The organism is Streptomyces albireticuli (genome assembly GCF_021228125.1).
GTDB lineage: Bacteria > Actinomycetota > Actinomycetes > Streptomycetales > Streptomycetaceae > Streptomyces > Streptomyces albireticuli.
Genome location: NZ_JAJQQS010000002.1, coordinates 347,977 through 374,617, shown reverse-complemented (window position 1 = coordinate 374,617; position 26,641 = coordinate 347,977). Strand labels below are relative to the sequence as shown.

The 26,641-nt window shown below is 74.0% G+C and carries 21 protein-coding genes; 6 read left to right on the top strand and 15 right to left on the bottom strand.

The genetic code is table 11. From position 1 onward, the window contains the following. Positions 1 to 81 precede the first annotated feature (81 nt). The 4 genes from LUZ64_RS01810 to hrcA form a co-directional block, all read right to left on the bottom strand. A complete protein-coding gene (locus LUZ64_RS01810; protein WP_095584348.1) occupies positions 82 to 834 on the bottom strand; it encodes a 16S rRNA (uracil(1498)-N(3))-methyltransferase in 753 nt (250 codons plus the stop codon). Continuing rightward, positions 831 to 2,012 (bottom strand): nitronate monooxygenase, encoded by a 1,182-nt coding sequence (locus LUZ64_RS01805; protein ID WP_095584347.1) that lies wholly within the window; start codon positions 2,010 to 2,012, stop codon positions 831 to 833. The genes LUZ64_RS01810 and LUZ64_RS01805 overlap by 4 nt, the downstream gene beginning before the upstream one ends. 279 nt (positions 2,013 to 2,291) lie before the next feature. Further along, on the bottom strand, positions 2,292 to 3,431 hold the full coding sequence (gene dnaJ / locus LUZ64_RS01800) for a molecular chaperone DnaJ (RefSeq protein ID WP_095584346.1): 1,140 nt from the start codon (positions 3,429 to 3,431) through the stop codon (positions 2,292 to 2,294). Continuing rightward, the gene (hrcA, locus tag LUZ64_RS01795) at positions 3,432 to 4,448 is read right to left on the bottom strand and encodes a heat-inducible transcriptional repressor HrcA (protein WP_095584345.1); all 1,017 of its coding nucleotides are present in this window, start codon (positions 4,446 to 4,448) and stop codon (positions 3,432 to 3,434) included. Positions 4,449 to 4,642: 194 nt separating this feature from the next. Here hrcA and LUZ64_RS01790 point away from each other — a divergent pair, with 194 nt between their 5' ends. Together LUZ64_RS01790 and LUZ64_RS01785 are read left to right on the top strand one after the other, a co-directional pair. Beyond that, complete coding sequence (locus LUZ64_RS01790; protein WP_095584344.1) at positions 4,643 to 5,374, top strand: MBL fold metallo-hydrolase; 732 nt, start codon at positions 4,643 to 4,645, stop codon at positions 5,372 to 5,374. A 98-nt stretch (positions 5,375 to 5,472) separates the two neighbouring features. Then, positions 5,473 to 6,303, top strand: a complete 831-nt coding sequence (locus LUZ64_RS01785) for a DUF3097 domain-containing protein (protein ID WP_095584343.1) — start codon at positions 5,473 to 5,475, stop codon at positions 6,301 to 6,303. A gap of 416 nt (positions 6,304 to 6,719) precedes the next feature. Here the strand turns inward: LUZ64_RS01785 and hemW are convergent, their stop codons facing one another. From hemW to lepA, 3 genes are all read right to left on the bottom strand, one after another. Next, positions 6,720 to 7,952, bottom strand: a complete 1,233-nt coding sequence (hemW, locus tag LUZ64_RS01780) for a radical SAM family heme chaperone HemW (RefSeq protein ID WP_095582096.1) — start codon at positions 7,950 to 7,952, stop codon at positions 6,720 to 6,722. A gap of 130 nt (positions 7,953 to 8,082) precedes the next feature. Continuing rightward, entirely contained in the window at positions 8,083 to 9,972 is a 1,890-nt protein-coding gene (locus LUZ64_RS01775; RefSeq protein WP_095582095.1) for an AMP-dependent synthetase/ligase, read from the bottom strand. A gap of 286 nt (positions 9,973 to 10,258) precedes the next feature. Then, positions 10,259 to 12,121, bottom strand: coding sequence for a translation elongation factor 4 (lepA, locus tag LUZ64_RS01770; protein ID WP_095582094.1), 1,863 nt, complete (start codon positions 12,119 to 12,121; stop codon positions 10,259 to 10,261). 220 nt (positions 12,122 to 12,341) lie between these two features. Here lepA and rpsT point away from each other — a divergent pair, with 220 nt between their 5' ends. Then, on the top strand, positions 12,342 to 12,608 hold the full coding sequence (rpsT, locus tag LUZ64_RS01765) for a 30S ribosomal protein S20 (protein WP_095582093.1): 267 nt from the start codon (positions 12,342 to 12,344) through the stop codon (positions 12,606 to 12,608). Positions 12,609 to 12,934: 326 nt separating this feature from the next. Here rpsT and holA read toward each other — a convergent pair whose 3' ends face one another. Beyond that, on the bottom strand, positions 12,935 to 13,921 hold the full coding sequence (gene holA / locus LUZ64_RS01760; protein ID WP_095582099.1) for a DNA polymerase III subunit delta: 987 nt from the start codon (positions 13,919 to 13,921) through the stop codon (positions 12,935 to 12,937). Between the two features lie 143 nt (positions 13,922 to 14,064). On the opposite strand from holA, the gene LUZ64_RS01755 reads away from it, so the two are divergent. Further along, complete coding sequence (locus LUZ64_RS01755; protein WP_095582098.1) at positions 14,065 to 14,292, top strand: hypothetical protein; 228 nt, start codon at positions 14,065 to 14,067, stop codon at positions 14,290 to 14,292. A gap of 68 nt (positions 14,293 to 14,360) precedes the next feature. On the opposite strand, the gene LUZ64_RS01750 is transcribed toward LUZ64_RS01755, so the two are convergent. The 7 genes from LUZ64_RS01750 to LUZ64_RS01720 form a co-directional block, all read right to left on the bottom strand. Further along, positions 14,361 to 15,164 (bottom strand): arylamine N-acetyltransferase family protein, encoded by an 804-nt coding sequence (locus tag LUZ64_RS01750; protein ID WP_095582092.1) that lies wholly within the window; start codon positions 15,162 to 15,164, stop codon positions 14,361 to 14,363. A 52-nt stretch (positions 15,165 to 15,216) separates the two neighbouring features. Further along, positions 15,217 to 17,418, bottom strand: coding sequence for a ComEC/Rec2 family competence protein (locus LUZ64_RS01745; protein WP_232390147.1), 2,202 nt, complete (start codon positions 17,416 to 17,418; stop codon positions 15,217 to 15,219). A 16-nt stretch (positions 17,419 to 17,434) separates the two neighbouring features. Next, positions 17,435 to 17,593, bottom strand: a complete 159-nt coding sequence (locus LUZ64_RS01740) for a hypothetical protein (protein WP_232390148.1) — start codon at positions 17,591 to 17,593, stop codon at positions 17,435 to 17,437. Positions 17,594 to 18,116: 523 nt separating this feature from the next. Continuing rightward, complete coding sequence (locus LUZ64_RS01735; RefSeq protein ID WP_095580161.1) at positions 18,117 to 18,998, bottom strand: ComEA family DNA-binding protein; 882 nt, start codon at positions 18,996 to 18,998, stop codon at positions 18,117 to 18,119. Positions 18,999 to 19,096: 98 nt separating this feature from the next. Beyond that, positions 19,097 to 19,942: a DegV family protein gene (locus LUZ64_RS01730; RefSeq protein ID WP_095580163.1), complete on the bottom strand. Its 846-nt coding sequence runs from the start codon at positions 19,940 to 19,942 to the stop codon at positions 19,097 to 19,099. 93 nt (positions 19,943 to 20,035) lie between these two features. Continuing rightward, a complete protein-coding gene (locus LUZ64_RS01725) occupies positions 20,036 to 20,788 on the bottom strand; it encodes a TraB/GumN family protein (RefSeq protein ID WP_095580165.1) in 753 nt (250 codons plus the stop codon). A gap of 206 nt (positions 20,789 to 20,994) precedes the next feature. Then, on the bottom strand, positions 20,995 to 23,883 hold the full coding sequence (locus tag LUZ64_RS01720; RefSeq protein ID WP_095580167.1) for a leucine--tRNA ligase: 2,889 nt from the start codon (positions 23,881 to 23,883) through the stop codon (positions 20,995 to 20,997). A gap of 762 nt (positions 23,884 to 24,645) precedes the next feature. Here LUZ64_RS01720 and LUZ64_RS01715 point away from each other — a divergent pair. Together LUZ64_RS01715 and LUZ64_RS01710 are read left to right on the top strand one after the other, a co-directional pair. Beyond that, positions 24,646 to 25,089 carry a hypothetical protein gene (locus tag LUZ64_RS01715; protein ID WP_232390132.1) on the top strand — a complete coding sequence of 148 codons (444 nt, stop codon included), beginning with the start codon at positions 24,646 to 24,648 and terminating at the stop codon, positions 25,087 to 25,089. Further along, a complete protein-coding gene (locus LUZ64_RS01710) occupies positions 25,086 to 26,624 on the top strand; it encodes an NADH-quinone oxidoreductase subunit NuoF family protein (protein ID WP_095583711.1) in 1,539 nt (512 codons plus the stop codon). Before LUZ64_RS01715 ends, LUZ64_RS01710 begins: the two co-directional genes overlap by 4 nt. Positions 26,625 to 26,641 lie beyond the last annotated feature (17 nt).

Below are 26,641 nucleotides of genomic sequence, written 5' to 3'. Positions count from 1 at the left end.
ACCACGACCGGGCGGCCACGGCCGGGGGCGTCCCTACGGCCGATCACGTCCTACGAACCGGCGGCGTCCTTCCTACGACTCCTACGACCAGCGGCCCGTCCGGCCCAGCAGCAGCGCCGTCGCCGCCGTGCCCGCCGTCGAGGTCCGCAGGACGCTCGGGCCCAGCCGGTACGGCTTCGCGCCCGCCTCCGCGAAGGCCGCGAGCTCCTCGGGGGAGACACCGCCCTCGGGGCCGACGACGAGGACGATGTTGCCCGTCGCGGGCAGCTCCGCCGTCGCGAGCGGGTCGCTGGAACCCTCCTCGTGCAGGACTGCGGCGAACGCGGCGTCCGCCAGGAGCGTGGCGACCTGCTTGGTCGTCAACTGCTCGGAGACCGGCGGGAACCGCAGCCTCCGCGACTGCTTGCCCGCCTCACGGGCCGTCGCGCGCCACTTGCCCAGCGACTTGGCCGCCCGCTCGCCCTTCCACTGCGTGATGCAGCGCGACGCCGCCCACGGGACGATCGCGTCGACGCCCGTCTCCGTCATCGTCTCCACGGCGAGCTCACCGCGGTCGCCCTTCGGCAGCGCCTGGACGACCGTGATGTGCGGCTCCGGCAGCGGCTCGGCACGGACCGAGGTGACCGCGACGTCCAGCCGGTCCTTGCCCTCGACCGCGGCCACGGTGCCGAACGCACCCGTGCCCTCGCCGTCCGTCAGGACGATCTCCTCACCCACGCGCAGCCGGCGCACGGAGACGGCGTGCCGGCCCTCCGGGCCCGAGAGCGGGAAGACGGTGCCGGGGAAGACGCCCGTGAGGGCACCCTCCTCGACCAGGAACACCGGCGCTGTCATGACTCGCTCCCTCGCGTCGTTCTGTTCTGCTCGCCGCCCTGCCCGGCGGTTGCGTGCCCGGCGGTTCCGTACCCCTCGCCCCGGGCGGGCGGCCGGTCCGCCCCGCGTGCCGCCGCCAGCTCGGCGGCCAGCACCTCCACCAGCCGCGCGGCCGGGAGTTCCCGGGACAGCCGGTGGCCCTGGCCCGCCCAGAGGTTCATCCCCTGCGGGTCGCCCGCCGCCGCGGCCGCCTTGCGCAGACCGGAAGTGAGGTAGTGGACCTGAGGGTACGCCGCGGGGGCGTACGGGCCGTGTTCCCGGAGGAAACGGTTCACCAGGCCACGGGCCGGGCGGCCCGAGAAGGCGCGGGTCAGTTCGGTGCCGGTGAAGACCGGCTCGGGGTCGGTCAGGGCCCGCTTGTGCAGGTCGTGGGCGCCGGACTCGGGGCAGGGCACGAAGGCCGTGCCGAGCTGGGCCGCGACGGCGCCGGCCGCGAGCACGGCGGCGATCTGGGCGCCCCGCATCAGACCGCCCGCGGCGATCATGGGGAGGTCCACGGCCTCGCCGATCTCCGCCAGCAGGGTCAGCAGGCCGACGCCCGCGCCGGTGCCGTCCAGGTGCGGGTCGTCGTGGTGGGTGCCCTGGTGGCCGCCGGCCTCCGTGCCCTGGACGCACAGGGCGTCGGCGCCCGCCGCGTGCGCGGCACGCGCCTCGGCGACGGAGGTGACGGTCACGACCGTCACCGTGCCGACGCCCGCCAGCGCCTCGACCACCGCCGGGGCCGGGCAGCCGAAGGTGAAGGAGACCAGGGGCACGGGGTCGTCGAGGAGGATGGCCAGCTTGGCGTCGTAGGCGTCGTCGCACGGCCGGTCGGTGTCGCCCAGCGGCGTGCCGTACCAGGCGGCCTCGCCGGCCAGCTGCTCGGCGTAGACCTCGACGGCGGCCGGGTCGGTGGCGGGGGGCTGCGGCATGAAGAGGTTCACGCCGAAGGGGGCGGCGGTACGGGCCCGGAGCTGCTTGATCTCCTCGTACATCGCCGCGGGGGTCTTGTAACCGGCCGCCAGGCTGCCGAGCCCGCCGGCTTCGGAGACGGCCGCCGCGAGCGCCGGGCAGGAGGGGCCGCCCGCCATGGGGGCCTGCACGATCGGGTGCCGGTACAGACCGGTCAGCGTGGTGGCTCCCCTGGATTCAAAGGCCATGACCACATCGTGTCACGCCCGGGGGGACGCGCCGACCCCGACCGGGAAGGAGGCCCGGGGAGCGCCCGGGACGTACATCAGGGAAGCCCCGGGACATGCGTCCGGCCCCGCTCCGGCATGAGAACCTGCCGGACCGGGGCCGGACGGCGGGACCGGGCCGGAGCCCGGTCGCCTGATGCCTTGCTGACCGCCTGACGCCTCGCCGATGCCTCCGCGAACGCCGACGCCAAGACGCGAACGCCGAGACGCGGACGCCGGGACATCGGCCGACGCTGCCGTCTAGCGGCCGTTGAACGCGTCCTTCAGGCGCGAGAACAGCCCCTGCTGCCCCGGCTTGAACTCGCCCATCGGGCGCTCCTCGCCGCGCAGCTTCGCGAGCTGGCGCAGCAGGTCCTCCTGCTGCGGGTCCAGCTTGCTGGGGGTGATCACCTCGACGTGCACGATGAGGTCACCGCGCCCGCCGCCGCGCAGGTGCGTGACGCCGCGCTGGTGCAGCGGGATCGACTGGCCGGACTGGGTGCCCGGCCGGATGTCGATCTCCTCGATGCCGTCCAGGGTCTCCAGCGGCACCTTGGTGCCGAGGGCCGCGGCCGTCATCGGGATGGTGACCGTGCAGTGCAGGTCGTCGCCGCGGCGCTGGAAGGTGGGGTGCGGGGTCTCGTGGATCTCGACGTAGAGATCGCCGGCAGGGCCGCCGCCGGGGCCGACCTCGCCCTCGCCCGCGAGCTGGATGCGGGTGCCGTTGTCGACACCGGCGGGGATCTTGACCGTCAGGGTGCGGCGCGAGCGGACGCGGCCGTCGCCGGCGCACTCCGGGCACGGGGTCGGCACCACGGTGCCGAAGCCCTGGCACTGCGGGCACGGCCGCGACGTCATGACCTGGCCGAGGAACGACCGGGTGACCTGCGAGACCTCACCGCGGCCGCGGCACATGTCACAGGTCTGCGCGGAGGTGCCGGGGGCCGCGCCCTCGCCGCTGCACGTGGTGCAGACGACGGCGGTGTCGACCTGGATCTCCTTGGTCGTCCCGAACGTCGCGTCGTTGAGGCTGATCTCCAGGCGGATCATGGCGTCCTGGCCGCGGCGGGTGCGCGAGCGCGGTCCGCGCTGCGAGGCCTGGCCGAAGAAGGCGTCCATGATGTCGGAGAAGTTGCCGAAGCCCGCGCCGAAGCCGCCGGCCCCGCCACCGGCACCGCCGGAGGCCGAGAGCGGGTCGCCACCGAGGTCGTAGACCTGCTTCTTCTGCGGGTCCGAGAGCACCTCGTAAGCGGCGTTGATCTCCTTGAACCGCTCCTGGGTCTTCGGGTCCGGATTGACGTCCGGGTGCAGCTCGCGGGCGAGTCGGCGGAAGGCCTTCTTGATCTCGTCCTGCGAGGCATCGCGCCGTACGCCCAGGACCGCGTAGTAATCCGTGGCCACTTACGACTCCGCCAGGATCTGTCCGACGTAACGTGCCACTGCGCGTACCGCTCCCATCGTTCCGGGGTAGTCCATGCGGGTCGGTCCGACCACGCCGAGTTTGGCGACTGCCTCGTCGCCCGAACCGTAGCCGACGGCGACGACCGATGTGGAGTTCAGTCCCTCATGAGCGTTCTCATGACCGATCCGCACCGTCATGCCCGAATCCTTGGCCTCGCCGAGCAGCTTGAGCAGCACGACCTGCTCCTCCAACGCCTCCAGCACGGGCCGGATCATCAGAGGGAAGTCATGGCCGAAGCGGGTGAGATTGGCGGTGCCGCCGATCATCAGCCGTTCCTCGGTCTCCTCGACCAGGGTCTCCAGCAGGGTCGCGAGGACTGTGGAAACGGTTCCGCGATCCTCCTGCTCGAAGGAGTCGGTGAGGTCCTGCACCAGCTGCGGCACATCCGCGAACCGCCGCCCGACGACCCGGCTGTTCAGCCGCGCCCGCAGGTCCGCGAGAGAGTTCTCGCCGATCGGGGCCGGGCAGTCGACCATGCGCTGCTCGACCCGGCCGGTGTCCGTGATCAGTACGAGCATGACGCGGGCGGGAGCGAGCGAGAGCAGCTCCACATGGCGCACCGTCGAGCGGGTGAGCGACGGATACTGCACCACCGCGACCTGCCGGGTCAGCTGCGCGAGCAGCCGGACCGTGCGGCCCACCACGTCGTCGAGATCGACGGCGCCGTCGAGGAAGTTGTGGATGGCCCGCCGCTCCGGCGTCGACAGGGGCTTGACGCCCGCCAGTTTGTCGACGAAGAGGCGGTAGCCCTTGTCGGTCGGGATGCGGCCGGCGCTCGTGTGGGGCTGGGCGATGAAGCCCTCGTCCTCCAGCGCGGCCATGTCGTTGCGCACCGTCGCCGGGGAGACTCCCAGGCGGTGCCGCTCGGTGAGGGCCTTGGAGCCCACCGGCTCCTCGGTGCCCACATAGTCCTGGACGATGGCGCGCAACACCTCGAGCCTGCGTTCGCTCAGCACCGCGCACCTCCAGTCCAGCCGTCCTACGGTTTCCGTCCCTGGCACTCAATGGTCACGAGTGCCAGATACCTCCAGCCAGTGTACGGCCGCCGACCACGGCCAGGGCAAGAGCCGTCCCCGCCGGGCGCCCGCCGCACACCTGCCGTATGCCCGCCGGGCGGGCAACCGTACCGCGCTCCGGATAGCGTCCGGGTATGGAGAGCGATGAGGCGACCGCGCGTTGGGAGAGGCTCGCGCCAGGGGTCGCGCGCCGCAGAATGCCCGGGTGGGACGCCACGATCGGGGTGGTCGCGGGGGCGGACGGCATGCTGCTCGTGGACACCGGCGCGACCGTCCGGGAGGGCGCCGAGGTCCGCCGGGACGTGCGCGAGATCTTCGGGCGCGCAGTGACGCATATCGCTCTGACCCACCCCCATTTCGATCATGTCTTCGGGACGGCCGCGTTCTCCGGGGTCGAGGTGTACGGGGCGGTGGGGCTCGCCGAGCTGCTGGAGCGCGAGCGCGAGGAGCTGCGCCGGGACGCGGTGCGGCACGGGGTGGAGCCGGAGGCCGCGGCGGGCGCGGCCGAGCTGCTCGTACGCCCCCACCACCAGGTCTCCGGCGAGCTCACCCTAGACCTGGGCGGCGGCCGGCAGGTGCTGCTGGCCAACATCGGACCGGGGCACACGGCGCACGACCTGGCCGTGTTCGTCGCGGGCACGGGCGGGGCGCCCGAGGTCGTCTTCTGCGGCGACCTGGTCGAGGAGTCCGGCGAACCGCAGGCCGGGCCGGACGCGCTCCCCCGCCAGTGGCCGGCCGCCCTGGACCGGCTGCTGGCGCTGGGCGGCGAGGACGCGGTCTACGTGCCGGGGCACGGGGCGGTGGTGGACGCGCGGTTCGTGCGCGCGCAACGGGACGCGCTGGCGGAGCGGTTCGGCGTGTCGTGACCCGGTGAGGGGTGGGGCGTCGCCCGTGACTCACCTGAAGGAGGGCGGGGCGCGCAGCAAGATCCCGTCCCCCCGGTTCACCCCGCAGAATGGCACCCATGCGCAGCAGACAATACGGACCGGACCTCACCCCTCCGTGGAAGCGTCAGCAGCCCGCGCCCGAGGTGCCCGCGGATCCCGGCCTGGTGGTCGAGGAGGTGTCCACGGGCTTCTGCGGAGCGGTGATCCGCAGCGAGAAGACGGCCCAGGGGCTCACCGTGACCCTGGAGGACCGCTTCGGCAAGCACCGGGTCTTCCCGCTGGAGCCGCGGGGCTTCCTGCTGGAGGGGCGCGTCGTCACGCTCGTACGCCCGGCCGCCGCGCGGGCGCCCCAGGGGCCGGCGCGGACGGCGTCCGGCTCGCTCGCCGTGCCGGGGGCGCGTGCGCGTATCGCGCGCGCCGGGCGCATCTATGTCGAGGGGCGGCACGACGCGGAGCTCGTGGAGCGGGTCTGGGGCGACGACCTGCGCATCGAGGGCGTGGTCGTGGAGTACCTGGAGGGCGTCGACGATCTGCCCGCCGTCGTCCGCTCCTTCTCCCCCGGCCCTGACGCCCGTCTGGGCGTCCTGGTCGATCACCTCGTGCCGGGCTCGAAGGAGTCGCGGATCGCGGCGGAGGTGACCGGAGAGCACGTACTCGTGGTGGGCCACCCCTATATCGACGTGTGGGAGGCGGTGAAGCCGTCGTCGGTGGGGATCGCGGAGTGGCCGCGGGTGCCGCGTGGGCAGGACTGGAAGACGGGGGTGTGCGCGGCGCTGGGGTGGCCGTCGAACACGGGGGCCGCGTGGCAGCGGATCCTGTCGTCGGTGGGGTCTTACAAGGATCTGGAGCCGGCGCTGCTGGGGCGGGTGGAGGAGTTGATCGACTTCGTGACGGTGCCGGTGGGGTGAGCGGGGGGCTTTTTCCCCTACCCGCCCCTTCCCGTAACCGGGGGGCTTCGCCCCCCCGGGCCCCCTTCTGCGCGCTGACGCGCGGTGGCCTCAGACTCCCCCGACTACCGCTGGGAGGTGCCCCGGCCGGGCTGGAGATGTGCCCCTGTCCGAGGTCGGCTTTCCGCAGGCCGGTTTTTTTCCCCGCCAGGGCGGCCTTCTCGCCCGGTTCCGGGCAACGATTCAGTCCGTCCGGAGCTTGAGGACCGGGGTCCGGGGCGGAGCCCCGCCACACGGCGGAGCCGCATATCGGATGCAGCGGGAAGGAACGGGATCCAGCCCGGCCGGCGATTGAGGCCACCACGCGTCGACGCGGAACCGGGGGCCCGGGGGCTTGCCCCCGGTTCGGGAAGGGGCGGGGTGGGGAAAAGACCCGTCTAATCCACCAGGTCCCTGACCACCGCGTCCGCCAGCAGGCGGCCCTGGAGCGTCAGCACCGCCCGGCCCGCCGCGTACGGCTCCGGCTGGAGCAGGCCGTCCGCCAGGGCCCGCGCGGCCGCCGCCGCCCCGGCCGGCCGCAGCAGCGACAGCGGGCAGCCGTCGATCAGCCGCAGCTCCAGCAGGATCCGCTCCACCCGCCGGTCCTCGTCCGGCAGGACCTCGCGGCCCGCCCCCGGGGAGCGGCCCTCGGACAGGGCCTGGGCGTACGCGCCGGGGTGCTTGACGTTCCACCACCGCACGCCCCCCACGTGGGAGTGCGCCCCGGGGCCGGCGCCCCACCAGTCCGCGCCGCGCCAGTAGAGCTCGTTGTGACGGCAGCGGCCTGCCTCGCCGGTGGCCCAGTTGGAGACCTCGTACCAGCTGAAGCCCGCGGCCGTGAGCATCTCCTCGGCGATGAGGTAGCGGTCGGCGTGGACGTCGTCGTCGGTCATGGGGACCTCGCCGCGGCGGATCCGCCGGGCGAGCTGGGTGCCCTCCTCGACGATCAGCGCGTAGGCGGAGACGTGGTCGGGGCCGGCGCCGAGCGCGGCGTCCAGGGAGGCCCGCCAGTCGTCGTCCGACTCGCCCGGCGTGCCGTAGATCAGGTCGAGGTTGACGTGCTCGAAGCCGGCGGCCCTGGCCTCGGCGACGCAGGCCTCCGGGCGGCCCGGGGTGTGCGTACGGTCGAGGATCTTCAGGACGTGCTGCCGGGCGCTCTGCATGCCGAAGGAGATCCGGTTGAAGCCGCCCGCGCGCAGCTCGGCCAGGTAGGCCGGGTCCACGGACTCGGGGTTGGCCTCGGTGGTGATCTCCGCGCCGTCGGCGAGGCCGAACTCGTCACGGATCGCGGCCAGCATCCGTACGAGGCCGGCGGCGGGCAGCAGCGTGGGCGTGCCGCCGCCGACGAAGACGGTCTCCACCGGGCGCGGGTCGTCGCCCAGGACCTTCCGCGCGAGGCGGATCTCCTCGGCGACCGTCTCCGCGTAGTTGTCCCGGGACGCGAGCGCGCCGCCGGAACCGCGCAGCTCACTCGCGGTGTAGGTGTTGAAGTCGCAGTATCCGCAGCGTGTCGCGCAGTACGGCACGTGCAGGTAGAACCCGAGGGGCCGCTGCCCGGCGCCCCGCAGGGCGTGGAGGGGCAGCGCCCCGTCCTCGGGCATGGGTTCGCCGTCAGGCAGTACGGAAGGCATGGGTCCATTGTCCGGCATCGGACGGAGTCGCCCGGCGCCGACCGGACCGGGCGGCTCCGGGCAGACCCGGGCGGCCCCGGGCGGACCCGCCCGGGCCCGGGCGGCGGCGTACGGATCCGGCCCGGCTCGCTCAGCTCTCCCGGGTGCCCGAGTACATCTCCTCGATCAGGTCCTTGTAGAGGCGCTCGACGACCGGCCGCTTGAGCTTGAGGCTGGGGGTGAGCTCGCCGTGCTCGACGTCCAGGTCGCGCGGGAGCAGCCGGAACTTCTTGATCGTCTGCCAGCGCTGGAGACCCTCGTTGACCTGCTTCACATAGCCCTCTATGAGCTCCACGGTCCCGGGGGCGGCGACCACCTCGGCGTAGCTCTTCCCGGCCATGCCCTGCTCCTCGGCCCAGGTCATGAGCGTGGGCTCGTCCAGGGCGATCAGGGCGGTGCAGTAGTTGCGGTCGGCGCCGTGCACGAGGACGTTGGAGACGAACGGGCAGACGACCTTGAACTGGCCCTCGACCTCGGCCGGTGCGACGTACTTGCCGCCCGAGGTCTTGATCAGGTCCTTCTTGCGGTCGGTGATGCGCAGATAGCCGTCGGCGGAGAGCTCACCGATGTCGCCGGTGTGGAACCAGCCGTCGGGCTCCAGCACCTCCGTGGTCTTCTCGGGGAGGCCGTGGTACCCGGTCATGATCGCGGGGCCGCGCAGCAGGACCTCGCCGTCGTCCGCGATCCGCACCTCGGTGCCGGGCAGCGGCTTGCCGACGGTGCCGGTGCGGTAGGCCTCGCCGGGGTTGACGAAGCTGGCGGCGCTCGTCTCGGTGAGGCCGTAGCCCTCCAGGATGTGGATGCCCGCGCCGGAGAAGAAGTAGCCGATGTCGGGGGCGAGCGCGGAGGCGCCGGAGACACAGGCGCGCAGCCGGCCGCCGAAGGCGTCACGGATCTTGGAGTAGACGAGCGCGTCGGCGATCTTGTGCTTGGCGGACAGCCCGAAGGGCGCGGTGCGGTTGCCGGTGCGGTGGTAGTTGTCCTGGGAGACCTTGGCGTATTCGCGGGCCACCTCGGCGGCCCACTGGAAGATCTTGAGCTTGGCCCCGCCGGCCTCGCGGGCCTTGGCCGCGACGCCGTTGTAGACCTTCTCGAAGATGCGTGGGACGGCGGCCATATAGGTGGGCCGGACGACCGGGAGGTTCTCTATGATCTTGTCGACCCGGCCGTCGACGGCCGTGATGTGCCCGGTGCTGAGGTGGCTGACGGTGAGCACCTTGCCGAAGACGTGGGCCAGGGGCAGCCACAGGTACTGCACGTCGGTGGAGAGGACCAGCCCGGACGCCCGGATGGCGCGGGCCATATAGGACCAGGCGTCCTGAGGCAGCAGGACACCCTTGGGGCGGCCTGTGGTGCCCGAGGTGTAGATGAGGGTGGCGAGCTGGTCGGAGCGCAGGGCCTCGATCCGGTCCGTGACGGCGCCCGGGTCCGCCTTCAGACGCTCGGCGCCGCGCCGCTCCAGCTCGGCGAGCGAGAGCACCCAGCCCTCGGGGTCGCCGTCGGCGGGGACGGCGTCCGCCTCCTCCAGTACGACGACGTGGGCGAGGTCGGGCAGTTCGGCACGGTGCGCGCGGGCCTTGGCGAGCTGGGCGGCGTCCTCGGCGATCAGCACCCGGCTCTCGGAGTCGGAGAGGATGAACGCCGTCTCGTCGGCGTTGGTGCTGGGGTAGATCGTGGTGGTGGCGCCGCCGCAGCAGAGCACGCCGAAGTCCGCGAGGATCCACTCGATCCGGGTGGAGGCGGCGAGGGAGACCCGCTCCTCGGGGCGCACCCCGAGGTCGATCAGGCCGGCGGCGATCGCGAAGACGCGGTCGGCGGACTGGCGCCAGGTGAGCGAGGCCCAGTCGTCGGGCCCCTTGCCGGAAGCCGCGGGCACCGGGTAGCGGTAGGCCTCCGCGTCGGGCGTCAGCTCGACGCGTTCGAGAAAGATCGACGCCACCGAGGGCGGCCGGTTCTCGATCAAAGCCTGTGTCTCGGTCACGGCGTCCCTCCGGTCCGATTTCCTACTGGTGACTCACGAGTAACCTGCAAGCAGTGATCAGAGTAGAACGCACGGGGCCGCCGCGTAAGAGCCTTTGAAAGGCTTGTCGAAGCTGTGACCGGGAGATACCTGGGGATTGCATGTTTCCGGCCGGGCGGGGGCGCGCGGGACGTGCACACAGCGCGTACGGGCCGCGTACACAGCGCGTACGGCCCGGTGCGCAAAGCGCCCGCCCCCTGGAGAAAAGGGGACGGGCGCAAGGCTCCGGGCCGGGGCCGGCTCCGGGCTACTTCTTCTTCTCGCCGCCGTCGGTGTCCGAGGACAGGACCGCGATGAAGGCCTCCTGCGGAACCTCGACGTTACCGACCATCTTCATCCGCTTCTTGCCCTCCTTCTGCTTCTCCAGCAGCTTGCGCTTACGCGAGATGTCACCGCCGTAGCACTTGGCGAGGACGTCCTTGCGGATGGCGCGGACGGTCTCACGGGCGATGACCCGCGAGCCGATGGCGGCCTGGATCGGCACCTCGAAGTTCTGCCGCGGGATGAGCTCGCGCAGCTTGGCCACGAGCCGCACGCCGTACGCGTACGCCTTGTCCTTGTGCGTGATCGCGGAGAAGGCGTCGACCTTGTCGCCGTGCAGCAGGATGTCGACCTTGACCAGGCTGGCCTGCTGCTCGCCGGTGGGCTCGTAGTCCAGCGAGGCGTAGCCGCGGGTCTTGGACTTCAGCTGGTCGAAGAAGTCGAAGACGATCTCGGCGAGCGGGAGGGTGTAGCGCAGCTCGACACGGTCCTCGGAGAGGTAGTCCATGCCCAGCAGCGAACCGCGGCGGGACTGGCAGAGCTCCATGATCGCGCCGACGAACTCGTTGGGCGCCAGGACGGTGGCCTTGACGACCGGCTCGTGCACCTCCGCGATCTTCCCCTCGGGGAACTCGCTCGGGTTGGTGACGGTGTGCTCGGCGCCGTCCTCCATCTTGACCCGGTAGACCACGTTGGGCGCGGTGGCGATCAGGTCGAGGCCGAACTCGCGCTCCAGGCGCTCGCGGATCACGTCCAGGTGGAGCAGGCCGAGGAAGCCGACGCGGAAGCCGAAGCCGAGCGCCGCCGAGGTCTCCGGCTCGTAGACCAGCGCGGCGTCGTTGAGCTGGAGCTTGTCCAGGGCCTCGCGGAGCTCCGGGTAGTCCGAGCCGTCCAGCGGGTAGAGGCCGGAGAACACCATCGGCTTGGGGTCCTTGTAACCGCCCAGGGCCTCGGTGGCGCCGTTCTGCTGGGAGGTGATCGTGTCACCGACCTTGGACTGCCGGACGTCCTTCACACCGGTGATGATGTAGCCCACCTCGCCGACGCCGAGGCCGTCGGAAGGCGTCATCTCGGGCGAGGAGACGCCGATCTCCAGCAGCTCGTGCGTGGCGCCGGTCGACATCATCTTGATGCGCTCGCGCTTCTTCAGCTCGCCGTCGACGACCCTGACGTAGGTGACCACGCCGCGGTAGGAGTCGTAGACCGAGTCGAAGATCATCGCGCGGGCGGGGGCGTCCTTGACGCCGACCGGGGCCGGGACGTCACGGACGACGCGGTCGAGCAGCTCGGGCACGCCGACGCCGGTCTTGGCCGAGACCATGAGCACGTCGGAGGGGTCGCAGCCGATGAGGTTCGCGAGCTCGGCGGCGAACTTCTCGGGCTGGGCGGCAGGTAGGTCGATCTTGTTGAGGACCGGGATGATCGTGAGGTCGTTCTCCATCGCCAGGTAGAGGTTGGCGAGGGTCTGGGCCTCGATGCCCTGGGCGGCGTCGACCAGCAGGATGCAGCCCTCGCACGCGGCGAGCGAGCGCGAGACCTCATAGGTGAAGTCGACGTGACCGGGGGTGTCGATCATGTTGAGGATGTGGGTGTTGCCCTCGTCCTCCGTGGGCGCCCACGGCAGACGGACCGCCTGGGACTTGATCGTGATGCCGCGCTCGCGCTCGATGTCCATCCGGTCGAGGTACTGCGCGCGCATCTGCCGCTGGTCGACCACGCCGGTGAGCTGGAGCATCCGGTCGGCAAGCGTCGACTTGCCATGGTCGATGTGCGCGATGATGCAGAAGTTGCGGATCAGAGCCGGGTCGGTACGGCTCGGCTCGGGCACGTTGGTAGGGGTCGCGGGCACGCAGGATCCATTCGGTGACTTCGGCGTTGGTACGCCAGTCTCGGCGGGAGTCGGGTATACGACCCCTCCATCGTCCCATGAGCGGCGGCCTCGGTCCGGTTTGGGAGGCCGGAGCGCCTGCTGGTAACCTGGTCCACTGTGCTTTGTACGCCTTCGGATGCCCTTCCGTCTGCGCACGGGGCACTCATCGAAATCCAACGAACCTGTAAAGGCTCTTTTCGTGGCGAACATCAAGTCCCAGATCAAGCGGAACAAGACCAACGAGAAGGCGCGCCTGCGTAACAAGGCCGTCAAGTCCTCGGTCAAGACCGCTGTGCGCGCTGCCCGCGAGGCCCTGCTCGCCGGCGACGTCGAGAAGGCCACCGCCGCCGTCGCCGCGGCCGGCCGCAAGCTCGACAAGGCCGCCAGCAAGGGTGTCCTGCACAAGAACGCCGCCGCCAACAAGAAGTCGGCGCTCGCCAAGCAGGCTGCCGCTCTCAAGGCCTGAAGCCTCACCGGGGCGTGAGCCCCACCCCGTCGGCACGGATCCAGCGGCCCCTCTACCGCTCCGTACCGGCACCCCGCCGCCCCCGGTCGTTCGCCACGCGGGCGCGGCATGAGCCCCTCGGGGCTCGCTGAACGATCCGAAGGCCCGGTGCCTGCCCTTCCCCAGGGCGGCACCGGGCCTTCGGGTTTTCCGGAGCTGCCGGAGCTGTCAGGGCTGTCAGGGCTGTCGGGCTTCGGGGCTGGAGGGTTAGCCCGTCCGGGGGCGGAGCCCCCGGTTTCACGGCAGGCGGTTCACGGCAGGGGCCGGGCAGAGGGAGGGGCCCGGCCTCAGCCGCGGCTGCGTGCCGCCCGCGCCACCGCCACGACCGCCTTCTCCAGGGCGTACTCCGGGTCGTCCCCGCCGCCCTTCACCCCCGCGTCCGCCTGGGCCACGGCCCGCAACGCCGTGGCGACGCCGTCCGCCGACCAGCCGCGCATCTGCTGCCGCACCCGGTCGATCTTCCAGGGCGGCATTCCGAGGTCACGGGCGAGATCGCCGGGGCGGGCGCCGCGCGGGGCGGAGGCGAGCTTCCCGATGGCGCGGACGGCCTGGGCGAGGGCGCTGGTGATCAGCACGGGGGCGACGCCGGTCGACATCGACCAGCGCAGCGCCTCCAGCGCCTCGGCGGCCCTGCCCTCCACGGCCCGGTCGGCGACGGTGAAGCTGGACGCCTCGGCGCGACCCGTGTAGTAGCGGGCGACGACGGACTCGTCGATGGTGCCCTCGACGTCGGCGACGAGCTGGGCGCAGGCGCTGGCCAGCTCCCGCAGGTCGCTGCCGATGGCGTCGACCAGGGCCTGGCACGCCTCCGGGGTCGCGGAGCGGCCGGTCGCCCGGAACTCCGAACGGACGAACGCCAGGCGGTCGGCCGGCTTGGTCATCTTCGGGCAGGCGACCTCCCGGGCCCCCGCCTTGCGGGCGGCGTCCAGCAGCCCCTTGCCCTTGGCGCCGCCGGCGTGCAGCAGGACGAGGGTGATCTCCTCGGCGGGCGCGCCGAGATAGCCCTTGACGTCCTTGATCGTGTCGGCGGACAGGTCCTGGGCGTTGCGCACGATCACGACCTTGCGCTCCGCGAAGAGCGACGGGCTGGTCAGCTCGGCGAGCGTGCCGGGCTGGAGCGCGTCGGAGCTGAGGTCGCGCACATCGGTGTCGGCGTCGGCGGCTCGGGCGGCCGTGACCACCTCCCGGACCGCGCGGTCCAGCAGGAGGTCCTCCTGTCCCACGGCGAGCGTGACGGGGGCGAGCGGATCGTCGTTTGCAGTCTTCCTGGCCATCGCGTCCAGCATCCCACGCCCCGCTGACACTCCCGCCGCGCTTCCGTGCGCGCGTATCGCACAATGATCGGGTGAGCAGCGCTACCCCTTACCCCGCTTCCGCCCCGTCCCCGGCCTTCGACGCCGCCGACTCCGTACGGCACCTGCTGGTGCTCCCCGACCGCGACGCCGCCGACGAGGTGGCCGAGGAGGCCGGGCAGCGGTTCCCGCTGGAGGAGACGCCGCAGGTCGTGCGCGAGGCCCTCGCCGGGGAGGACGACGCCGAGGACGCGCAGTGGCTGGTGGTCGTCGAGGACCCGCGCGGCACCCTGGACGCCGAGGCGCTGCGCGAGCTGGCCGAGGAGTACGAGGGCTGGCTCGAGTCGGAGTGAGCAGGAGTGAGTCGGGGTGGGCGGTCGGGCGGGGCCTCGGCCCGGCCCGACCGAGGTGCGGCAGCCTGTCAGGCCGCGGCGCCGCCCGGCCCGTGGTCCGGCGTCCGCACCTCCGGCTCGCGGTCCAGCTCGATGCCGAAGTGCGTCCGGTAGGCGGGCAGGACCTCCTCACCGGTCAGCCGCCGTTCCTGACGGCCCGTCGCGTCGGTGGTCACGAAGGTCCGGCCGCTGAGGGTGACGCGGCCGGTCGGTGTGAGCCGGGAACAGATCAGGGACCGGGTGAAGAAGGACTTCGGTGACGTGCTGTTCCACCAGCAGCCGCTCACGAAGTCGGCCAGCTCCCTCGGGCGCCGCTCCAGCCGGTACTGCACCTTGCCGTCGCGGAACACCTCCAGGTCGCCGTCCGCCGCCTCGGCGATCCGGAAGACGCCGCCGGGGTCGGCCTGGTCGCCCCGCTCGTCGAAGCGGAGGGGGTGGTGGCTGTTCTGGCCGAAGCCGACGTCCACCAGCCAGGGTTCCGGCGTGTCGACCCGCAGCGCGAGGTGGTCGAACGGCACGCCGAACTCTCCTGTCGGCCCCATCACCCGGCCGGCGAGCAGCGTCACCCGGAAGCCGAGGCCGGTCAGCAGCTCGGCGAAGGCGCCGTTGAGTTCGTAGCAGAACCCGCCCCGGCCACGCTCGACGATCTTCCGGACAAGGGCCTCGCCGTCCAGCACGATCTCCTCTCCGCGGTGGATGGACAGGTTCTCGAAGGGCACGGCACGCAGATGGCGGAGCTGGAGTTCCCGCAGGGCGGCCTCGTCGGGCGCGGCCGGGCGGGTGGCGCCGATGCGGCGCAGATAGGCATCAACATCGATCTTGGTGTCGGTCATGGATCAGTTATCCCTCTCTCCGGTGGCCGGGGCACAGCGAATGCGGCCGGGATCACGGGCGGTCCGGGAAAGCCGTACCGTCCCGGGTCACGGCGACGGCGCCGTCGGTGTCGGTGCGCAGCACGGCCGCGCCCCGTGACCTGAGCGCGCCGACCGTGCGGGGTGACGGGTGCCCGTACGGATTTCCGGCGCCGACCGGGACAACAGCCAGCCGCGGCCGGAGCTTCCGTATCAGCCCGGGATCCTGGTGGGCGGAGCCGTGGTGGGCGACCTTGAGCACGTCCACCGGCGGCAGCGTGGGGTGGGCCTCCAGCAGGGCGTGCTGCGCGGGCGGTTCGAGGTCGCCGGGGAGCAGGAGGGTGAGGCCGCCGGTGCGGACGAGGAGGGTGAGGCTGGCGTCGTTGGGCCCGTCCTCGGCCACGGAGGGGGTCCCCACCGGCGGGGGCCACAGCACTTCCCAGGACAGCTCGCCGACGCTCCGCCGCTCCCCCGGCACGGCCTCCACGACCGGGACTTTGGCCCGCTCCGCCAGCCGGCGCACGAACGCGGCCTGCCCCGGCGGCCGGGCGTACGGCGTCGCCTCGATCTCCCCGACCTCGCGGCCCCGGAGCACGCCGGGCAGCCCGTCGACGTGGTCGGCGTGGTAGTGACTGAGGATCAGGAGCGGGACGCGGTCGACGCCCAGGGCGCGCAGGCATCCGTCGACGACGTGCGGATCGGGGCCGGTGTCCACGACCACGGCGGCGCCGTCGCCCGCGGCCAGCGCCAGCGCGTCCCCCTGGCCCACCGCGCACACGGCGAACCTCCAGTCGGGCGGCGGCCAGCCCGTGACGGCCCTCGTCAGCGGTGCCGGGCGGACGAGCGCGACCAGCAGGAGCAGGGCGCAGGCGGCGCACACCCACGGGCGGCGGAGGATTCTCCGGGTGACAAGGGCGGCCGCGGCCAGCGTCACGGCCAGCAGGAGGGCGCCCGGGGCGCCGCCGGGCCAGTCGAGCTCGGCTCCGGGCAGGCCGGCGCCGGTGCGGGCCACGGCCGCCGTCCATGAGGTGGGCCAGCCGGCGAGCCGGGCCAGGGCCTCCGCGACGGGCGGGGCGAGCGGGGCCGTGGCGAGGGCGGCGAAGCCGAGGACGGTGGCGGGGGCCACGGCCACCTCGGCGAGGAGGTTGCACGGAACGGCCACCAGGCTCACCCTCGCCGCGATCACGACGATCACGAGCGCGCACACGGCCTGCGCGGCGGCCGCGGCGGCGAGTCCCTCCGCGAGCCGGGGCGGCACCCCGCGGCGGCGCAGGGCCGCGCTCCAGCGGGGAGCGAGGGTCAGCAGGGCGCCGGTGGCCAGGACGGACAGCAGGAAGCCGTAGGAGCGCGCGAGCCACGGGTCGTAGAGCACGAGCAGCAGGACGGCCGCCGCGAGTGCCGGGAGCAGGCTGCGGCGCCTGCCCGTGGCGAGGGCCAGCAGCGTGACGAGCCCGCACGCGGCGGCCCGCAGCACGCTCGGCTCCGGGCGGCACACGACCACGAACCCCAGCGCGAGCCCCGCGCCCAGCAGTGCCGTCAGCCGCAGCGGGATGCCCAGCCGGGCGGCCAGGCCTCGGCGCTCGGCGCGGCCCGCGAGGTGGGGCGGTCCGATGAGGACCGCGATCAGGATCGCGAGGTTGCTGCCGGACACGGCCAGCAGGTGCGTCAGATCCGTGGCCCGGAAGGCGTCTTCGAGGTCGGGCGGGATGCGGGAGGTGTCTCCGACGACCAGCCCGGGGAGGAGCGCCCGCGCGTCCGGATCCAGACCGTCCGTGGCCGCCCGCAGGCCCGCGCGGAGCCGGCCGGCCGCGCGCTGGAGCGTGGTGGGCCGCTCCACGACCTGGGGCGGGCCGTGGCCCGCGGCCCGTACGACGGCGGCGGCGCGATCGCCCTCGCGGGAGGGCGGGGCGAGCCTCCCTTCCACCCGGACCCGGGTGGAAGGGAGCAGCCCCAGCCAGGACGGATCCGCGATCACCAGGACGGGGGTACGGACGCGGACCGCGCCGCTCGCGGTGACCACACGGGTGGCCTCCGCCTCGACCAGGGCGGCGGGCGCGGCGCGCGCCGCGCCTCGGACGTGGGGGCGGGCGGCCCTGGGGTCGGCGGTCACCGTGACTTCGACGGTGGCGTCGCCGTACCGCCGGGCCAGCTCGGGGAGGGGGCCGCGGCGTGTGTCGGCGGCCCGCAGCGCGCCCGCGGCCGCTCCGGCCACGGCGCAGAGCAGCACGGCGGCCAGCGCGACGGCCGCCCCGCTACGGCCGGCCCCTGCCCCGGCCCCGGCCCCGGGCGAAGGCGAAGGCGAAGGCGAAGGCGAAGGCGAAGGCGAAGGCGAAGGCGAAGGCGAAGGCGAAGGCGAAGGCGAAGGCGAAGGCGAAGGCAACGCCTCCGGCCTCTCCCGGTTCCGCCACCACGCCCGGAGGAGCAGGCCGCAGGCCACGAGCACGGCCACCGCCGCCGCGCCCAGGACGACCCGCTCACCGGCCGTCAGCGCCCAGGCGGCGGCCGCCCACGCCGCGCCCGCGGGCACCGCCAGCCGAAGATCGAGCGGCTGCCCGGCCTCCCCCGCGACGACTCTCCCGTCGCCCTCGCCGACCGCCCCGGCACAGGACCCCACGGCCCCCTCGCCCACTACCGTCGGCGCACCGGCCCGCCCGGCCTCCCTCACCACCCGGGCGCCGGCCCCACCCCCGGGCCCGGCGTGGCAGACCGCCCTCCCCCACCGGGCGGCGACCGGCTCCGTCTCTTCCCGCCCGCGCACCGGATGAGGCGCGTCAGCCCCTCGCAGGGCGGCCCGGGAAGCGGCCGGCACCCGCGCCCGGCGGGCGCGTCCGATCCCTTCGGGCCGGGGCGCCCCTGGCCGGGGTGCGCCTGGCCGGGATGCGCCTCCGGGGCGCCGCACGGCTGCCCTGGCCGTCCGTCTCACGCCCGCCCGTCTCACGGCCGCACCAAGGGGCGTAGGTCCGTGAGGCGGCGGGTGCCGATGCCGTTGACGTGGCGGAGGTCGTCCACCGAGCGGAAGCCGCCGTTCCGGGCGCGGTAGTCGAGGATGTGCCGGGCGAGGACCGGGCCGACGCCCGGGAGGGCGTCCAGCTGCTCGGCCGTGGCGGTGTTGAGGCTGATCGGTCCAGCGGGCGCGCCTGGTCCGCCGGGTGGGGCCGGGCCGCCCGGCGGCGGGGGAGCCTGCGGGGAGGCGCCCACCACGATCTGCTCGCCGTCGGTGAGGACCCGCGCCCGGTTGAGGCCCGTCGTGTCCGTCCCCGGGCGGGCTCCCCCGGCCGCCTCCAGGGCGTCCGCGACCCGCGACCCCGCGGGCAGCCGCTGGAGCCCCGGTCGCGGCACCTTGCCCGCCACGTCCACGACCACCCCAGTGCCCCGGGACGGGCCGTCCGCACGGGCCGCCGGCGGCACGCCCGTCGGATCCGCGGAAGCCGCCCGCTCCGCCCCCGCCGCGGACACCGCGGGCAGCCGCCGGTCGGGCGGCCGTACGGGCCCGGGGCGGCCCGCCCAGAAGTGGTGGACGGCGAACGCGCAGGCCGCGACCAGCACGACCGCCAGCGCGCCCAGCGTCCTCGGTTCGATGCCGCACCGCAGCCGCACCCACAGCGGCAGCCGCTCCCCCAGCGCCGACCGCCAACCGGCCCCGCCCCGGCCCGGATCGGGGGCGTCCGCGTCGCGGCCCGGCGGGCCCGGGCCGTCGCGGACGGGTGCGGGCACACCCGGGAACAGCGTCGCCGCGCGTTCCCGCGGCGAGCCGCCGGAGAGGGCGGGAGCGGGGGCCGGTCCGTCGAGGTGATCAGTCGCGAGACGTTCGGTCATGACGACGACCGTAGGCGCGTTCCCGCGTCCCCGCCGAAGCGCCCCGAAAACCGTGGAAAACCCGCGAGTTGGGGATAACCGCACCACCCGAACGGGGTCTACCGCGGTGCGACGACCACACCCAGCAGCCCCGGCCCCGTGTGTGCCCCGATGACCGCCCCCACCTCGCTGACGTGCATCTCCACCAGCCCCGGCACCCGCTCCCGCAGCCGCTCCGCGAGGAGCGCCGCCCGCTCGGGCGCCGCCAGGTGGTGGACGGCGATGTCGACGGGCGCGGCGGCGGCCCGCTCGACCGCGATCTCCTCCAGGCGGGCGATGGCCTTGGACGCCGTGCGGACCTTCTCGCGCAGCTCGATACGGCCGCCGTCGAGCTGGAGCAGCGGCTTGACGGCGAGGGCCGAGCCCAGGAGCGCCTGCGCCGCGCCGATGCGGCCGCCGCGCCGCAGGTAGTCGAGCGTGTCGACGTAGAAGAACGCGGCGGTGCCCTGTGCCCGCTTCTCGGCCGCGGCGACCGCCTCGTCGAGCGTGCCGCCCGCCTCCACCGTCTCCGCGGCGGCCAGCGCGCAGAAGCCGAGGGCCATGGCGACCATCCCGGTGTCCACGACCCGCACCGGGACGGGGGCCTCCCGCGCCGCGAGGACCGCCGCGTCGTACGTGCCGGAGAACTCGGAGGAGAGGTGCAGCGAGACGACGCCCTCGGCGCCCGCCTCGGCCGCCGCGCGGTACGTGGCCGCGAAGACCTCGGGGCCGGGGCGGGACGTGGTCACCGGCCCGCGCTTCTGAAGGGCCTGCGCGACGCACCGGGCAGAGACCTCGGTGCCCTCCAGGAGCGCCTCGTCACCCAGGACGACCGTCAGCGGCACGGCCGTGATGCCGTGTCTCCGCATCGCCTGCTGCGGCAGATAGGCCGTGGAATCGGTGACGACAGCGACGTGGCGGGACATGTTCCGGAGGTTACCCGCCGGGACGCTCCGACGGCAGTACGGGCCCCGTACGCGTGATCATCCGGCCGGACGGCCGGACAGCGGGCCACATTGTCAGGTAGTGCTCTCGGGGCGGTGAGTCTTCTGCCAGGAGTAGCCGGGCCGCCACGCCTCGGCGCCGTCGGTGATCGCGGGGCGTTCGCCGGCCGCCGGCTCGGCCGCGGGCCCGGGCTCCGGGTGGGCGGCGGGGCCGGAACCCCGGCCGGAGGCGGGAGCGGCGGCCCCGTCGGAAGCGGAGGCCGGGGCCGCGCCCTCCGGCTCCTCCACCGTCCAGTGCCGCAGCGCCCCCGCCTCCATCCGGATCTGGCCGCTCAGCGCCTCCAGGTCGTCCTCGGCGAAGCGCCGGGCGCGGTCCTGTGCCGCCCACCGCAGGGAATCGGCCGACTCCCGGACGCGCTCCGTGCGCTCGCGCAGCTCGGGCAGGCAGGCGGCGATCCGCTCCCGGTCCGGCTCGGCCTCCAGGCGCCTCAGCTCCTCGTCGAGCTCGTGGCCGTGGGCACTGAGCCGCTCGAAGAGCTGGAGCGCCTCGGACAGCGAGGCGTCCTCGGGGGCGGCCAGCCGCAGCGCGTCCTGGGTGGCGCGCATCGACGTGCGCAGCGAGAGGCGCAGCTGCGCGACCTCACCGGCCGCACCGGGCTGCACGTACTGTCTCGCCTTCAGGCGGGTGTCCTCGACGGTCCGGCGGGCCTGCGTGACGGTCCGGTCGACACCGCGCTTGACCGCGCGCACGGTCTTGACCGTGGCGATCACGCCGAGCGCCACGAGGACCGCGAAGATCAGCGCGACGATCACGGCCACGGCTTCCATGAACGCTCCTCAGCGGTTCGGCGGGGTTCGGCGGTTCCAGCGGGTTCGCCCGGGCAGACGGGTGTTCGTGCGTACCCCTCCACCGTAAACGGAAAGGGCAGGCCGGGGGTTCCAGCGGAACCCCCAACCTGCCCGTAGGGACAAACCCTCACCCCCGCGGAGCGGGGCCGTCCCCCGCCTCCGCGTCGCGCGCGGGCGTCACACCGTTACGCGGGGACGATGTTCACCAGCTTCGGCGCGCGGACGATCACCTTGCGGATGCCCGCGCCGCCCAGCGCGGCGACGACCGCCGGGTCGGCCAGCGCGACCTTCTCCAGCTCCTCGTCGGAGATGGACGGGGCGACCTCCAGCCGCGCCTTGACCTTGCCCTTGATCTGGACGACGCAGGTCACGGCCTCGTCCACCAGGTAGGCGGGGTCGGCGACGGGGAAGTCCTGGTGGACGACCGAGCCGGTGCGGCCCAGCTTGCGCCACAGCTCCTCGGCGATGTGCGGGGCCAGCGGCGCGACGAGCAGGACCATGCGCTCGGCGACGGACCGGGGGACCTCGCTCAGCTTGGTCACAAAGTTGTTCAGCTCGGTGACCTTGGCGATGGCGGTGTTGAAGCGCAGGTTCGCCATGTCCTGGGCGACGCCGTCCACGGCCTTGTGCAGGGCGCGCAGCGTGGCGTCGTCGGGCTCGGCGTCGACGACCGTGAGCTCGCCGGTGGCCTCGTCGACCACATTGCGCCACAGGCGCTGGAGCAGGCGGTACTGACCGACGACGGCGCGGGTGTCCCAGGGGCGGGAGACGTCCAGCGGGCCCATGGCCATCTCGTACAGGCGCAGGGTGTCCGCGCCGTACTCGGCGCAGATCTCGTCCGGCGTGACGGCGTTCTTCAGGGACTTGCCCATCTTGCCGAGCAGCCGGCTGACCTTCTCGCCCTGGTGGTAGAAGGCGCCGTCGCGCTCCTCCACCTCGGTGGCCGTGACGGGGATGCCCCGGCTGTCGCGGTAGACGTACGCCTGGATCATGCCCTGGTTGTAGAGCTTGTGGAACGGCTCGGCCGAGGAGATGTGGCCCAGGTCGAAGAGGACCTTGGACCAGAAGCGGGCGTACAGCAGGTGCAGCACGGCGTGCTCGGCGCCGCCGACGTACAGGTCGACGCCACCGTGCGGCTGACCCTCGCGCGGGCCCATCCAGTACCGCTCGGCGTCGGCGGAGACCAGGCGCTCGCTGTTGTGCGGGTCCAGGTAGCGCAGCTCGTACCAGCAGGAGCCGGCCCAGTTGGGCATGGTGTTGGTCTCGCGGCGGTAGCGCTTGACGCCGTCGCCCAGGTCCAGCTCCACGTTGACCCAGTCCTCGTTGCGGGACAGGGGGGTCTCGGGGGAGGTGTCGGCGTCGTCCGGCTCGAAGGTGCGCGGCGAGTAGTCCTCGACCTCGGGCAGCTCCAGCGGCAGCATCGACTCGGGCAGCGGGTGGGCGACGCCGGCCTCGTCGTAGACGATCGGGAAGGGCTCGCCCCAGTAGCGCTGGCGGCTGAACAGCCAGTCGCGCAGGCGGAAGTTGACGGTCGCCTCGCCGATGCCCCGCTCGGTCAGCCACTCGGCCATCCTCGTCTTCGCCTCGGGCACGGCCAGGCCGTCCAGGGAGACGTCCGGGCCGGCCGAGTCGATGATCTCGGCCTCGTAGGAGTCGAAGGACTCGGCCCAGGTGGACGGGTCGGTGCCGCGGTCGTCGGACGGCCGGACGACGCAGCGCATCGGCAGGTCGAAGGCGCGGGCGAAGGCGAAGTCGCGGCTGTCGTGCGCCGGGACGGCCATGATCGCGCCGGTGCCGTAGCCCATCAGGACGTAGTCGGCGGTGAAGACGGGCAGCCGGGCGCCGCTGACCGGGTTGATCGCGTACGCGCCGGTGAAGACGCCTGTCTTCTCCTTGGCGTCGGCCTGCCGCTCGACGTCGGACTTGGCGGCGGCCTCCTTACGGTAGGCCGCGACGGCCTCGGCCGGGGTGGCGTGCCCGCCGGTCCAGTCCTCGTGCGTGCCCTCGGGCCAGGCGGCGGGGACGATCCCGCCGTTCCCGCCCTCCGCGACGACCAGCTGGTGCTCCGGGGCGACGACCAGGTAGGTGGCGCCAAAGAGGGTGTCCTGGCGGGTGGTGAAGACGGTGACCTTGGCGTCCGGGTGGCCTTCGACGGGGAAGTCGACGCGGGCGCCGACGCTGCGGCCGATCCAGTTGCGCTGCTGGAGCTTGATGGCCTCGGGCCAGTCCAGGGCGTCCAGGTCGTCCAGCAGGCGGTCCGCGTAGGCGGTGATCCGCATGTTCCACTGGCGCAGCTTGGACTTGAAGACGGGGAAGTTGCCGCGCTCGGAGCGGCCGTCGGCGGTGACCTCCTCATTGGCCAGGACGGTGCCCAGGCCGGGGCACCAGTTGACCGGCGCGTCGGAGGCGTAGGCCAGGCGGTACCGGCCCAGGACGTCGGCGCGCTCGGCGGCGCTCAGCTCGCTCCAGGGGCGCTCGCCGTCGACGGCGCGCTCACCGCTCTCGAACAGGGCGACCAGCTCGGCGATCGGCCGGGCCTTCTTCGCGTCCTCGTCGTACCAGGAGTTGAAGATCTGGAGGAAGATCCACTGGGTCCACTTGTAGTACTCCGGGTCGATCGTCTCGAACGACCGGCGCTTGTCGTGGCCCAGGCCCAGCCGCCGCAGCTGTGCCTTCATGTTCTCGATGTTGGCCTCGGTGGAGACCCGCGGGTGGGTGCCGGTCTGCACGGCGTACTGCTCGGCGGGCAGGCCGAAGGCGTCGAAGCCGAGGGTGTGCAGGACGTTGTGGCCCGTCATGCGGTGGTAGCGGGCGTAGACGTCCGTGGCGATGTAGCCGAGCGGGTGGCCGACGTGCAGGCCCGCGCCCGAGGGGTACGGGAACATGTCCATGATGAACTTCTTGGGCCGGGCGACGACCGCCGGGTCGCCCGCCAGCTCACCGCTGGGGTTGGGCGCCTCGTAGGTGCCGTCGGCGTCCCAGAAGTCCTGCCAGCGTGCCTCGATGTCAGCGGCCAGCGCGGCCGTGTAGCGGTGCGGGGCAGCCACCTCGGCGGCGGTGTTGGTCTCGCTCATCGTCCTCAAAGCTCCATCGATCGTCGTCTCTACCTGCGGGCATCCGCGGAAATGAAAAATCCCCTCGCACAGGAGGGGACGCCGCGCCGATGCCGACCGGATCTCACCGGTCGGTACTGATCAGCGCGGCCCGCTAAGCAGAAGGCGTACGGCACGCATGGGGTCAGGTTACCGCAGGGGCCGAAGGGCCCGCACGAAGGTGAGCGGCGCGGGCCTTCCGGCCCCGGCAGCGGTGCGGGCCCTTCGGCCCCCGACCGGTGCGGGCCTTCCGGCCCCGGGCGGGCCGGCTCCCGCGCGGCCCCGGCCCGCGTACGGCCGCCGCCGAGTCGCCTCCGGGCCCGCCTCCGCGGCGCCTCCGGGCCTCCCGGGACCGGTGACGGGCCGCTGCCGCCGGCCGGCCCACGGCGCCCTCACGGGAGCACCCGGACGGCGGGGACACCTGCCCGGCGCCCCCTGGGACGCCCCCGCGGCGCGGACACCTCCCGGCCGGGTGGGCAGGGGTAGGCACCTTACGCGTCGTCCTTACGGACAGCCGTTCACTCAGGAGCACGCGTTCGCCCGGGGCGGCGCCGGGGACGGACGGGCGGAATCCGGATCAACGCCCGTGAAACCCGGGCGCATTGACGCGCCGGAGGCCGCTGGAGTTGCCCGAGCGGCGGAAGTTCCGCCGAACGAACCGACGTTAGCAGCGCGAGCGCCCACCGCACCGGGCTTGCGGGAAGCGGACCCGGCGCCCCCGCGCGCTGCCTAGCGTGCGGGGGCATGAACCGCTTCCTCGACCACACCGGTGGAGTCCTCACCCTGGTCTCGCTCACCGCCACCGTCGCCTGGGGGCTCATCGCCGCCGACCGGCCGCTCCTCACCCCGCGCGCCCGGCTGCTCGCCCAGGCCGTCCACCGGGCGGCGGCGGCCGGCGCGCTCGGGCACATCGGCGTCAAGGTCACGGAGGCCCACGCCCCGCCCGGCACCCCGCCGCCCTTCCGGGACGGCCCGCGGGGGCGGGCCGGGCTGATCGGCCCGGGCGCGCTCGCGGCCTGTCCGACGGCGCTCGCCGGGGCGGCCAGGGCACCGGGGGCGACTCGTCCCGCCGGCACCGCCCCCGGCGCCCGTACGGCCCGCCACGGCCTCCCCCGCGCCCGGCCCCGGCCCCCACGCCCGGCCGCGCCCGCGTTCACCGCGCACGGCGCCATGGGCCGCGCGCGGTGAACGCCCCCCTTCCCGAGCTGCCGGCCGTCCTCGCCCTCGGGCAGCCGCGTCTGACGGCCGGCTTCGACCTTGCCGCCCGCCTGGACCGCCCGTCCCACCTCGCCGTGCACGGCCCGCCGCCCCGGCTCACCGAGGCCGGGCTCACCGCCCTCGCGGAAACGGTCACTCTGCGCGGGAGGGGCGGTGCGGGCTTCCCCCTCGCCCGGAAGCTACGGGCCGTGGGCGTCGCCGCACGGCGACGCGGCACCCGCCCGGCCGTGGTCGTCAACGGCTGCGAGGGCGAACCGGCCTGCCGTAAGGACGCGGTGCTGCTCACCCGCACACCGCACCTGGTGCTCGACGGCGCCCTGCTGGCCGCCGAGGCCCTCGACGCGGCCACCCTGGTCGTCGGAGTGACCCGGCGCACGGCCGAGGAGTCCGTCCGGGAGGCCCTGGCGGAGCGCGGCCTCACCGACCGGCGCGGCCGCGCCCTGCGCGCACGGGTGGTGCGGCTGCCCGAGCGGTTGGTCTCCGGCGAGTCCTCCGCCCTGCTGCGGGCCGCCGACGGCGGACCGCCCCTGCCGCCCGGCAGACACGCCCACGCCTCCGAGGAGGGCCTCGGCGGCGCCCCGACGCTGCTGTCCAACACCGAGACCTTCGCCCAACTCGCCCTCGCCGCCCACCTCGGCGCCGAGCGCTACGCCGCGTCCGGCACCGCGACCGAGCCCGGCACCCTGCTGCTCACCGTCTCCGGGGCGGTGCCGGAGCCCAGGGTCGTCGAGGCGCCGAGCGGGGTGCCGATGGCACACGTCCTGCGGTCCTGCGGCGCCGGTCCGGACCTCCAGGCGGTGCTGACGGGCGGCTACCACGGGGCCTGGCTGGACGCGCCGACCGCGTACGCGGCGGACGTCTCGCGGGACGGACTGGCCTCGTGCGGCGGCTCCCTCGGCGCGGGCGCCGTGCTGCCCCTGCCGGCCGGCACCTGCCCGCTGGGCGAGGCGGTCCGGGTCGCCCACTGGCTGGCCGCCGAGTCCGCCGGGCAGTGCGGGCCCTGCCGGCTCGGCCTGCCCTCGGTGGCCGGGGCCCTGGCCGACGTGGTCGCCGGGGGCGGCAGGAGCGCGCTGGAGACCGTGCGCCAGGCGGCCGGCGCCGTCCGGGGGCGCGGCGCGTGCGCCCACCCGGACGGCGCGGCGCGCTTCACCTTGACCGCGCTGTCGGCGTTCACCGACGATCTGGCCGCGCACGTCCTGGGCGGTGGCTGCGGGCGGCCCACCCTCGGGTCGCTGCCGCTGCCCCTGGCCGCCGGCGCCACCGAGGGGAGCCCGGAGAGCGCCGAGCGGCTGGCGGTGGACTGGACGCTGTGCGAGGGGCACGGGCTGTGCGCGGGGCTGCTGCCCGAGCTCGTACGCCTCGGACCGGACGGCTATCCGGCGCTCGCGGAGGCGGGCGTGCCGGCGCACCTGCGCGGCCGGGCCCTACGAGCCGTCCGCCGCTGTCCGGCGCTCGCCCTCCGCCTCGACCGCGAGCTCGGCCGGGAGGCCGACCAGGGGAACTGACCGGGCGCCCCCGGCGC